Here is a 12203-nt window from a genome sequence, read left to right as displayed (position 1 = left end):
AAGTAAAAGTGAAAAATAGCTCAAAATAAGTACAAAATCACATAATTTAGATAGTCTATATGAAATTTTTTAACCAAAAAATTGAGAATTTAATGATAATTTCATAAAAAAATAGCGAAGATTAAATAAAATTAATTACTGCTTTTTATCTTTATGCCGCAATATTAATCAATTTATACTAAATAAATTTATGCTAATCAGAAATATTCACTAAAAAATCTTTTCCAATATTGGTATTAATTGTATATCCAAACGTAAAACACCTCTTAAAATCGCTTATATTGCGTAATTTAATCATTACAAATAGCGAGAAGCATCTTAGTTTTAAAACTGGATAAAGCCATTTATAAACGCATAGAATAAAATACAACGAATAAAAACTCAGAATAATCTATGTTTTTTATGTCTTCAGATTAAATAACATAATCTTTATATATAAAAAAGCCCCAGATAACTGAGGCCTTTGCATAATATTTTACAGATTAGAAACTATTTTTTCTTTGCTGGTTTACTTTTTGGTGCAGTGTTAATTGCAACATCTTCACTGATATCACCTTTATCTTGGTAAGCACGTCCATAATAGGTATCAAGTAAAATTTGTTTCAATTCAGCAATTAATGGATAACGTGGATTTGCACCAGTACATTGGTCATCAAATGCATCAACAGCTAATTGATCAACTTGTGCTAAGAACGTTTTCTCATCAACACCAAAATCTTTAATAGATAATGGAATTTCAAGATCAAGTCTTAATTGATCTAACCAACCAAGTAATTTCTCAACTTTCTTCTCTGCATTATCAGAAGAAGCTGTTAAACCTAAAAGGTCAGCAATTTCAGCATAACGCTGGATCGCTTGTGGATGACCATATTGACTGAATGTACCTTGTTTAGTTGGTTTATTTGTTGCATTAAAACGAACCACATTTGAAATTAACATTGCGTTTGCAACGCCATGTGGAATGTGGAACGCAGCACCAATTTTGTGAGCCATTGAGTGACAAACGCCAAGGAATGCTTGAGCAAACGCAACACCTGCAAGCGTAGCAGCACTATGTACTTTTTCACGAGCAACTGGGTTTTTAGCTCCTTCTCTATAACTAGCTGGTAAGTAAGCTTTTAACATACTTAATGCTTGTAATGCTTGTCCATCAGAGAACTCATTAGCCATAACAGAAACATACGCTTCTAAAGCATGAGTTACAGCATCATATCCACCAGCAGCACATAGCGATTTCGGCATATTCATTACTAAATTCGCATCAACAACTGCCATATGAGGAGTAATTGCATAATCAGCTAATGGGTATTTTTGACCTGTCGCATCATCAGTCACAACAGCAAATGGTGTTACTTCAGAACCAGTACCAGAAGTTGTTGTTACACAAATTAATTTCGCTTTTTCACCCATATGAGGGAAATGGCATGCACGTTTACGAATATCCATAAAACGTAATGCAAGCTCATCAAATTTAGTTTCTGGATGTTCATACAGAACCCACATAATTTTAGCCGCATCCATTGGTGAACCACCACCTAATGCAATAATAGTATCAGGCTTGAATGAAAGCATAGCATCAGTACCTTTACGAACAATACTTAATGTAGGATCTGCTTCTACATCAAAGAATATTTCACAAATTACACCTTTTGCTTCTAATTGATCAGAGATCTGTTTTGAGTAACCATTATTAAATAAGAATTTATCAGTAACAATAAATACACGTTTAGCGCCCTGATCGATCACTTCATTTAATGCAACAGATAATGAACCACGTCGGAAATAAATAGAACTTGGTAATTTATGCCATAACATATTTTCTGCTCTCTTAGCGATAACTTTTTTATTGATTAAGTGTTTTGGACCCACGTTTTCAGATACAGAGTTACCACCCCATGATCCACAACCAAGCGTTAACGATGGCGCTAAATCAAAGTTATATAAATCACCAATACCACCATGAGCAGCAGGTTGGTTAATTAAGATACGGCAAGTTTTCATTTTGCTACCAAAATGAGCAATACGATCACGATTAGTATCTTGATCAGTATAAAGTACAGATGTATGACCTAAGCCACCCATTTCAACCAATTTTTCTGCTTTATCAACAGCTTCATTAAAGTCTTTTGCTTTAAACATAGCAAGCGTTGGTGAAAGTTTTTCGTGAGCAAAAGGTTCAGATAAATCAACTTTACTCACTTCGCCAACTAATACTTTAACGGCTGAAGGCACTTTTAAACCAGCCATTTCAGCAATTTTTACAGCAGGTTGACCAACGATATTGGCATTTAATGCGCCTTTATCATTTAAAATAATCCCCTGCACAGCTTTAGTTTCTTGTGCATTAAGTACATAAGCACCATATTCACCAAGTAAACGACGAACTTCATTATAGACTGATTCAACAACAACAATCGCCTGTTCTGAAGCACAAATCATACCGTTATCAAATGTTTTTGACATTAATACAGAGGCAACTGCACGTTTTAGATCTGCCGTTTCATCAATAACTACAGGCGTATTACCGGCACCAACACCTAAAGCTGGTTTACCAGAACTATAAGCTGCTTTAACCATACCTGGTCCACCCGTTGCTAAAATTGCTGCAACATCGGGGTGATGCATTAAGCCATTAGATAGCTCAATTGATGGTTCATCGATCCAACCAATAATATCTTTTGGTGCGCCAGCTTTAACGGCTGCATCAAGCACAATTCGAGCTGCTTCAATGGTTGATTTTTTAGCACGTGGATGCGGAGAAAAGACAATCGCATTACGGGTTTTTAAGCTAATTAATGATTTAAATATTGCTGTAGATGTTGGGTTGGTTGTTGGTACGATCCCACAAATAATGCCAAGAGGTTCAGCTAAAGTAATTGTGCCACCAGCTTCATTTTCTGCAATCACACCACATGTTTTTTCGTGACGATAAGCATTAAGAATATACTCAGCCGCAAATAAATTTTTAATCACTTTATCTTCAACAATCCCCATACCTGATTCAGCAACAGCTTGTTGCGCTAAAGGTATACGAGCTGCCGCGGCTGCAGTTGCTGCTGCAACAAAAATTTTATCGACTTGCTCTTGAGTGAATGTTGCATAGATTTCTTGTGCTTTTTTTACACGCTCAAGTAGCTTATCCAACTCAGCTAAATTAGTTACTGCCATAATTTACTATCTCCTAATTTGAAAATTTAAATTTAAAGTTTAAGTCCAAATCTTGTCGTCTTTGCTGGTTTGTTGCTATGTATTTTTTTCTTATTATTTTGATACATGATAAAAATTAGACGAATGATACTATCCTAAATCAGTTTATATTTTGATTCAATAAACAAATCGTAAAAGTTATCACAATTTATATTTATGTAAGTTATGTAGGCAAATAATTAAATTTCAAGGTGAACCACCCACTATATTAATAGCTTATTTACTGTACGATTAATTGATATATTTATGACTAGTAAAGTTAGTTTTGTACATTTAATAATTTATCTAATACATAGCTTACTGCAATAAAGCCAAATGTTGCAGTTACATTTGTAATTGCCCCAAACCCCGATGCGCAGTCCATCTTTTTAGGTCCTTCAGCTTGATTCTTATTCAAACAGACTTCGCCATTTAATGCGGGATATGTAAGTTGTTCTGTTGAATATACACAAGGAATACCATATTTACCTTTACTATCTTTTGTCAATTTATACTGATTTTTTAATCTTTCTCGTAATTTAGCCACTAATGGATCTTGTACTGTCTTGGCTAAATCAGTAATCTGAATTTTAGTTGGGTCTTTTTGACCACCCGCACCACCAATTGTAATGAGTTTTAGTTTATTACGCCGACAATATGCTAAAACAGCCGCTTTATCACGAACAGAATCAATCGCATCTATGACAAAGTGGTATTTAGGCTGCTCTTTAGTTCCTAAGTACTCACTGACATTTTCAGCATTAATAAAATCATCAATACAATTGACGTTACATTCAGGATTAATTTGTAAGATCCTTTCTGCCATAATTTCTGTCTTAGCCTGCCCTATTGTTTGTTTAAGTGCATGGATCTGTCGATTGGTATTTGTAACACAGACATCATCCATATCAATTAAGGTAATATGACCAATACCACTACGAGCTAAAGACTCAGCAGCCCAAGAGCCAACACCACCAATACCTATCACGCAAACATGAGATTGAGAAAAATGAGTTAGTGCTTGCTCACCATAAAGACGAGCAATACCACTAAAACGCTGATAATAAGATTCAGAAAAGACCATAAAATTCATTCGATACTTAAGATTTAATAAAATATAAACTGCGCTATTGAATTAGTTTACCATCTTAAAATCACAGAATATATTAACTAACTCACTTTTATTATTGACTATTCGTTAAAATCTTGCTGTAACATGTCATTATAGTAAAAAAACCGCTGAATAGCGGCTTTTTCATCAAGATTCACGAATTTATTCGCTCCAACTATCGCGTAATCCAACAGTACGGTTAAAAACGAGTTTATCGTCAGTAACGTATTTACTATCTAAACAGAAATAGCCTTCTCGTTCAAATTGGTAAGCAGAGCCCGCAGTACAATTACGTAAACTTGGTTCAACAAATCCTTGTCTTATAATTAAAGAATCTGGGTTAATTGTTGCTAAAAAGTCTTCAGCAGCACCAGGATTTGGCGTATTAAATAAACGATCATATAAACGAATTTCAGCCGGCAACGCAAATTTTGCCGATACCCAATGAATTACACCTTTAATTTTTCGTCCATCTTCAGGATTTTTATTCAGTGTCGTTGGATCATAAGTACAATAAATGGTTGTAATATTGTCGTTGCGATCTTTCTCAACACGATCTGCGCGAATAACATAAGCATTACGCAAACGAACTTCTTTACCTAATACCAGACGCTTATAATTTTTATTAGCCTCTTCCCTAAAATCAGCACGATCAATATAAAGCTCACGAGTAAATGCGACTTGACGATGACCGAGTTCAGGTCGATTCGGGTGATTTGGCATGGTTAATATTTCATCTAATGAATCAGAAAAATTCTCAATGACCACTTTAACTGGATCAAGCACTGCCATCGCACGTGGTGCATTTTCATTAAGATCTTCACGTACACAAAACTCAAGTGTACTCATTTCGACCATATTTTCCTGTTTAGTGATCCCTATTCGTTGACAAAAATCACGAATTGCCGCAGCAGTATAACCACGTCGACGCATACCAGATATTGTTGGCATACGTGGATCACTCCAGCCATCGACAATTTTTTCACTCACTAATAAATTGAGTTTTCGTTTAGATGTAATGGCATATTCAAGATTTAAACGTGAAAACTCATACTGATGTGGGCGAGCTGTAATAGTGATATTATCCAATACCCAATCATATAGACGACGGTTATCTTGGAACTCTAAAGTACACAGAGAATGAGTCACGTTTTCAATAGCATCTGAAATACAGTGAGTAAAATCATACATCGGATAAATACACCATTTATCACCAGTCTGGTGATGGCTAGCAAATTTTATTCGATATAAGACCGGATCTCGCATCACAATAAATGGTGATGCCATATCAATTTTAGCACGTAAACATGCCTTACCTTCAGCAAATTCACCATTTTTCATCTTGTTAAATAATGCTAGGTTTTCATCGACGGAACGATCACGATAAGGGCTATTTTTACCGACTTGAGTTAACGTACCGCGATATTCACGAATTTCATCAGCCGATAATTCATCAACGTAAGCCAACCCTTTTTCAATCAATTCAATCGCATAATGAAAGAGTTGATCGAAATAATCTGAAGAATAACGTACATCGCCATCCCAGTGAAAACCAAGCCATTCAACATCTTGCTTAATAGACTCAACATATTCCATGTCTTCTTTAACTGGATTTGTATCATCAAAACGTAGATTACATTTACCACGATAATCTTGCGCTACACCAAAATTCAAGCAAATCGATTTAGCATGACCAATATGCAAATAACCATTAGGCTCTGGTGGAAAACGAGTTTGAATAGTCTTATATTTACCTTCAGACAAGTCAGTATCAATTATTTGACGGATAAAGTTTGTTGGACGAGCCTCAACTTCGCTCATAAAATTCCCCTAAATGTTTTAATTACTTTGCGGTAAAGCTTAACTTTAACCAATTTACTAATGAATATAACAAATTTTTTGTTATTCGTGAATGTCATTAGTCATGAATTATCATTATTAATGAATTTCCCCTTTAATTTAGTCTTTCAGACATTAATTTATTTGTCTCAAAAATAATACTACTAATATTTCAATGAATTAATATTTATCAAAATGTTAACTAGTAGTTTATTAGTTAAAAATAATTATAATGACGCGAATTTTTTTATTGATAAGGATATATGAACTCATTATGGCAAATGCAAAAGATCATAATTTTAGTCAAGAAGCTGTTCCTCAATCAGCTAAACGCGGCATTATTTCGCTCACTTTTATCATGCTAAGCTTAACCTTTTTTTCAGCGAGTATGTGGGCGGGTGGTACACTTGGTACTGGTCTCTCTTTTAAGAACTTCTTTTTTGCCCTTTTTATTGGTAATTTATTGTTAGGAATTTATAGTGCGACACTTGGTTATATAGGTGCAAAGACCGGATTTTCGACTCACTTATTAGCACGTTTTTCATTCGGTTTAAAAGGCTCTTGGTTACCCTCTTTCTTATTAGCTGGTACACAAATTGGTTGGTTTGGTGTGGGACTGGCTATGTTTGCATTTCCAGTAAGTAAAGCAACAGGAATTAATGAATATTTATTGATTGGATTATTTGGTTTTTTAATGACGGTTACGGTTGCTTTTGAAGGTATAAAAGCACTGCTTTATCTATCAATAATAGCCGTTCCGGCGATTGGTATTTTAGGCTGTTATTCCGTTTGGGTTGCCGTGAACGATGCGGGAGGACTACATGCATTAATTAATATCACCCCAAGCCAACCACTCTCTTTTGCAACAGCATTAACAATTGTCGTAGGTTCATTTATTAGCGCAGGAACACTTACCGCAGATTTTGTGCGTTTTGGTAAACGAGCTAGACATGTTTTTATTATTACCATTATCTGTTTTTTATTAGGCAACTCACTGATGTTTATTTTTGGTGCAGCCGGCGCTGCTTCAGTTGGTCAAGCCGATATTTCAGATGTCATGATTGCACAAGGGCTCCTCATACCCGCTATCATTGTATTGGGTTTAAATATTTGGACAACAAATGACAATGCCTTGTATGCATCCGGTCTTGGAATGTCAAATATTACGGGGCTATCGAGTAAAACCATGTCTATGCTTAATGGCCTAATTGGGACTTTGTGTGCCGTATGGCTATATAATAATTTTGTCGATTGGCTGACATTTCTATCCACTGCAATACCTCCAATTGGAGGAGTGATTATTGCCGATTACATGATGAATCGAAAACGTTACCAAGCTCTAGCTAATGGTAGTCGGCAACAAATTAACTGGGTTGCAATTATTGCCGTCGTAATCGGTATTATCTGCGCTAAATATTTACCAGGTGTTGTACCGATTAATTCCGTGCTAGGTAGTGCAATAAGCTATATAATTATTACTTTGATTGAACGAAAAATGAGATTAACTCGAGGCTGAAAATGAATAATAAGACAACTTTTACAATAACGAATGCTCGTTTACCAGACCAAGATGGTTTATGGCAAATTGAGATAAATAACGGCTTATTTGGTAATATTTCAGCACAGTCTAATTCTGTTCATGATGCACTAGATGCTGATGGTGGACTCGTTATTCCACCATTTATTGAACCACATATTCATTTGGATACGACACAAACTGCTGGGCAACCATCATGGAATCAATCAGGAACACTGTTTGAAGGTATAGAACGTTGGGCGGAACGAAAATCGATGTTAACTTGCGATGACGTAAAATCCAGAGCATTAAAAACGTTACAGTGGCAAATTGCGAATGGTATCCAATATGTACGAACACATGTTGATGTATCAGATCCCTCATTAACAGCATTAAAAGCAATGCTAGAAGTTAAAAAAGAGATTGCGCCTTGGATTGAGCTACAAATCGTCGCTTTTCCACAAGAAGGGATTTTATCTTATCCAAATGGCAAGGAGTTACTAGAACAAGCTGTAAAATTAGGTGCTGATGTTATCGGTGCGATACCTCACTTTGAATTTACTCGAGAATATGGTATCGATTCGCTACATTATATTTTTGAATTAGCACAAAAATATCAACGTCTTATTGATGTTCATTGCGATGAGATCGATGATGAACAATCACGTTTTATTGAAACTGTTGCAGCATTAGCACATAAATATCAAATGGGCGATAAAGTTACCGCTAGTCATACGACTGCAATGCACTCATATAATGGCGCTTATACATCACGATTATTTAGATTATTAAAAATGTCAGGCATCAATTTTGTTGCCAATCCATTAGTTAATATCCATCTACAAGGACGCTTTGACAGCTACCCTAAACGTCGTGGAGTTACTCGAGTCAAAGAGCTATTGGAATCGAATATTAATGTCTGTTTTGGGCATGATGATGTTTTTGACCCTTGGTATCCGCTTGGAACCGCTAATATGTTACAAGTTTTACATATGGGATTACATGTTTGTCAGTTAATGGGCTACGAACAAATTAATCAAGGAATTAAATTAATTACAACAAATAGTGCTAAAACTCTCAATCTAGCTAACCATAAATATGGTATTGCAACAGGTAAAGAAGCTAATTTGATTATACTACCAGCTAAAAATGGTTTTGATGCGTTACGCCGACAAACCCCAATTAGCTATTCAATACGTCATGGTAAAATCATAGCCAGAACAGAGCAAGCAAAGCATTATATTATTCAGGATGGAGAAAAAACAATCAATTACAAGTAAATAGAAAATTATTTTTAAATCCTCTATAATAACCATAGTGAGAATGTCTCATCATTAATTTAAAGAATAGGAGTTATCAGTGAATAAGCATATCGTGTCTTTATCTACGATCGCCCCATCGTTACTTGTGGCATCTTTTGCCGCACAGGCACAACCGACTTCAATTGGCCTTGGTGCTAGTTGGACCGACTCACCATACAAAGGGTATGGTTCTGTATACTATCCGCTACCAAGTATTGTTTTTGATAATGGCGTATTCTTCATTAATAATTTTACTGCTGGAGCTTATGTCTATAATGATAATAATCAAAAAGTTTCTCTTGGTTTAAGCTATCTACCTTTTGAATTTAAACCTAAAGATAGTGATAATTATCAAATGAAGCAGCTTAACAAACGACATTCAACACTACTAGCTGAAGCAAGATACTCAATATCAACGCAATTTGGTAATTTTACGACAGGTATTGGTGCTGATATTTTAGATGAAAGTAATAGTGTTATCATTGGTGCAAGTTATAGCTACAAATTTACTGGTGATAAATGGGCAATCGTGCCTAAAGTTGGCTTTACTTGGGCAAACGATAAACATAATGATTATTATTATGGCGTATCTCATGCAGAATCAATGCGTTCGGGTCTTGCTTATCATGATGCCAAAAGCTCATTTACGCCTTACGTTTCATTAGTCGGTAGCTATGCAATTACTCAACATTTTAGTTCATACGCTGGTGTGAGAATCGATAAATTGACAGGCGATGCTAAAAATAGCCCAATGATCGCAAACAGTACTGTACCAAGTGTATTTGCAGGTATCAACTACAGCTTCTAAGCTGACTTTTATGAGTTCACCTGTTGAGTAACTTATATTTCTAATCACCATACCCGACAAGCTAATTTAGTAAACTCGGATATTTTAATTTAATCCTCAGCAAAGGGAATACCAATTAATATGCCTTGGTTTAAAAATGCCATTATTTATCAATTAAATAAAGATCACCTTCTTGATAAACAATTAGTTGAACGCGCAATCAATGCTTGTCATTTTTCTCCTTGTGGGAACACAGATAGTACTAAATCAGGATGGATTTCTCCCTATGGAGAGAAGAGTGATAATACACTAATGCTTGATGTTGATGGGCAATTGTTACTGCGCTTAAAGAAAGAGACTAAAATTTTACCTACTTCGGTCATTAAACAGGCTTTAGCAGAGAAAATAGCAAAACAAGAAGCTGCATTAAGCCGAAAGTTGAAAAAAACTGAAACTGCAGCATTAAAAGATGAAGTATTTATTGATCTATTACCAAGAGCGTTTAGTAAATATCAGTTTTTCTGGCTATGGATTGATACAGTACAAAAACGTGTAATAGTCGATACAGCTAGCTTTAAACAAGCCGAAGATCTGTTAGCGTTGTTAAGAAAAGAGATGGGAACACTAGCCATTACTCCATTATCAAGTGAAACTCCGCTAGAAAAAACCATGACAACATGGGTTAGAAATGCAGAACGGCACCCTCCTCTTTTACTGGGTAACGAAATAGAATTAAAAGATGCATTAGAAGATAACCAAATTGTGCGCTGTAAAAACCAAGAAATGGACAGTAATGAAATTTATGTGCATATTGATGCGGGTAAACAGGTTAGTAAATTACAATTGGTTGATGAACGTGGAGTCTCTTTTATGCTAAACCGAGATTACACGCTAAAAAGATTGAAATTTGATGCCTCAGTTTTAGATAAAAACGAAGATTTTATGCCAGAAGAAAGAGACAAAAAGTGCGAAGCTGATTTTTTCATCATGACATCAACGTTATCTGAAACAATTAACTCATTGATTCAAAAAGTAAATTGATATATTTTTATAATATAAATATTAAGTTGATTTTATTTGCTAACTAAAAAATTATCTAGGCTAATATAAATCAACCATGCTATACTGTTAATACTCCTATATAAGTTAAAATAACATGGGAATATAAAAACATGGTTTTTGATTGTTTAATTTAATATTAGGCAAACGAAAAAGTAGTATCAACAATAACATATAAGTTGAGGAACAAAATGAAAAAAACAACTTTAGCTCTTGCAGTGGCGATTGCAAGCATCACATCAGTTGCTAACGCAGCCCTACCTGAAAACACTTGGTATGTTGGTGGTAAATTAGGTTGGTCAAAATTTTATGACACTAACTCAAACAGAGTTGCTGGTACAACTGATGTATCTGCTAACAATGTTGGTGGTGGTGCATTTGTTGGTTACCAAGCAACTCCATATTTAGCAGCAGAGTTAGGTTATGACTGGCTTGGTACTGTAAAATATGAAGGTCAACAAGATGGTAAATTAACTGCTCACGGTGCATCTGTAACTGGTAAAGCAAGCTACCCATTATCATTTATTGATGACAATTTAGATATTTATGCTCGTGCTGGTGCATTCATCCGTACTACTCAATGGAAAGTAGATGGTAATAAAAGCAGCGACACAAGTGTATCTCCAGTATACGCTTTAGGTTTTGATTACCGTTTAGATCAAGATTTCTCTGCTCGTTTAGAGTACCAATGGGTTAACAATCTTGGTAACGACGGCCCAACTCGTCCAGACAATGGATTACTTAGCTTAGGTATTACTTATAGCTTAGGTTCACCTGCAGTAGCAAAACCATCTGAATTAGTATTACGTGAAAACCGTTTTGTATTAAATGAAGATGTTCTATTTACTTATGCTAAAGCTGATTTAAAACCAGAAGGTAAAGCTGCATTAAACGAACTAGTTGCGACTTTAATCAAATTGAACCCATCTGAAAGCGCGATCGTAGTAATTGGTCACACTGACCGTATCGGTTCTAACAGCTACAACCAAAAATTATCTGAAGAACGTGCTAAATCAGTAATGAATTACTTAGTATCTCAAGGTGTTCCAGCTGATCTAATCACTGCTCGTGGTGTTGGTAAATCTCAACCAGTTACTGGTGACCAATGTAACGCTCTTAAAGGTGCAGATTTAATCAAATGTTTAGCACCAGATCGTCGTGTTGAAATTGAAGTTAAAGCTATTTCTGTTCAAGAAGTAGAAGTAACTCAACAACATAAAGACAATACTAAATAATCTGATTATTTTTAATCTGTCTAGTAAAAAACCCAGTGAATAAACTGGGTTTTTTTATTGATTATTTATACACATCTATTACAATGATGGACGAAATATCTAGCCTTTGTAATATGCTTTTTTGTATAGAAAGCGTTCACAACGAAGTAATATTATTTTTTGTTCACAA

General features: G+C 35.1%; 8 protein-coding genes. 5 read left to right on the top strand and 3 right to left on the bottom strand.

The window, feature by feature from the left end; translation table 11 throughout:
• Positions 1-489: 489 nt before the first annotated feature.
• The 3 genes from adhE to glnS all read right to left on the bottom strand — a co-directional run bounded on the left by adhE (position 490) and on the right by glnS (position 6118).
• Positions 490-3168 carry a bifunctional acetaldehyde-CoA/alcohol dehydrogenase gene (gene adhE, locus RHO11_11065; GenBank protein ID WVD61015.1) on the bottom strand — a complete coding sequence of 893 codons (2679 nt, stop codon included), beginning with the start codon at positions 3166-3168 and terminating at the stop codon, positions 490-492.
• Between the two features lie 298 nt (positions 3169-3466).
• A complete protein-coding gene (gene tcdA, locus RHO11_11060) occupies positions 3467-4270 on the bottom strand; it encodes a tRNA cyclic N6-threonylcarbamoyladenosine(37) synthase TcdA (GenBank protein ID WVD61014.1) in 804 nt (267 codons plus the stop codon).
• Between the two features lie 189 nt (positions 4271-4459).
• On the bottom strand, positions 4460-6118 hold the full coding sequence (gene glnS / locus RHO11_11055) for a glutamine--tRNA ligase (GenBank protein WVD61013.1): 1659 nt from the start codon (positions 6116-6118) through the stop codon (positions 4460-4462).
• A 292-nt stretch (positions 6119-6410) separates the two neighbouring features.
• On the opposite strand from glnS, the gene codB reads away from it, so the two are divergent.
• The 5 genes from codB (at position 6411) to ompA (ending at position 12034) form a co-directional block, all read left to right on the top strand.
• The gene (gene codB / locus RHO11_11050) at positions 6411-7652 is read left to right on the top strand and encodes a cytosine permease (protein ID WVD61012.1); all 1242 of its coding nucleotides are present in this window, start codon (positions 6411-6413) and stop codon (positions 7650-7652) included.
• A 2-nt stretch (positions 7653-7654) separates the two neighbouring features.
• Complete coding sequence (locus RHO11_11045) at positions 7655-8932, top strand: cytosine deaminase (GenBank protein WVD61011.1); 1278 nt, start codon at positions 7655-7657, stop codon at positions 8930-8932.
• 79 nt (positions 8933-9011) lie between these two features.
• A complete protein-coding gene (locus RHO11_11040) occupies positions 9012-9761 on the top strand; it encodes a MipA/OmpV family protein (GenBank protein ID WVD61010.1) in 750 nt (249 codons plus the stop codon).
• A gap of 120 nt (positions 9762-9881) precedes the next feature.
• Entirely contained in the window at positions 9882-10781 is a 900-nt protein-coding gene (locus RHO11_11035; protein WVD61009.1) for a recombination-associated protein RdgC, read from the top strand.
• Positions 10782-10990: 209 nt separating this feature from the next.
• Positions 10991-12034: a porin OmpA gene (gene ompA / locus RHO11_11030; protein WVD61008.1), complete on the top strand. Its 1044-nt coding sequence runs from the start codon at positions 10991-10993 to the stop codon at positions 12032-12034.
• The last annotated feature ends 169 nt before the right edge of the window (positions 12035-12203 follow it).

Source organism: Orbaceae bacterium BiB (genome assembly GCA_036251205.1).
Classification (GTDB): Bacteria; Pseudomonadota; Gammaproteobacteria; order Enterobacterales; family Orbaceae; genus Orbus; species Orbus mooreae.
Note: the sequence above shows the minus strand (reverse complement) of the source record. Positions and strands in the feature narration are given on the sequence as shown.

Excerpts from the sequence above, each read along its gene's own strand:
- codB (WVD61012.1), top strand. The coding sequence starts at position 6,411 with ATGGCAAATGCAAAAGATCATAATTTTAGTCAAGAAGCTGTTCCTCAA.
- ompA (WVD61008.1), top strand. The coding sequence starts at position 10,991 with ATGAAAAAAACAACTTTAGCTCTTGCAGTGGCGATTGCAAGCATCACA.
- RHO11_11035 (WVD61009.1), top strand. The coding sequence starts at position 9,882 with ATGCCTTGGTTTAAAAATGCCATTATTTATCAATTAAATAAAGATCAC.
- tcdA (WVD61014.1), bottom strand. The coding sequence starts at position 4,270 with ATGGTCTTTTCTGAATCTTATTATCAGCGTTTTAGTGGTATTGCTCGT.
- adhE (WVD61015.1), bottom strand. The coding sequence starts at position 3,168 with ATGGCAGTAACTAATTTAGCTGAGTTGGATAAGCTACTTGAGCGTGTA.
- RHO11_11045 (WVD61011.1), top strand. The coding sequence starts at position 7,655 with ATGAATAATAAGACAACTTTTACAATAACGAATGCTCGTTTACCAGAC.
- glnS (WVD61013.1), bottom strand. The coding sequence starts at position 6,118 with ATGAGCGAAGTTGAGGCTCGTCCAACAAACTTTATCCGTCAAATAATT.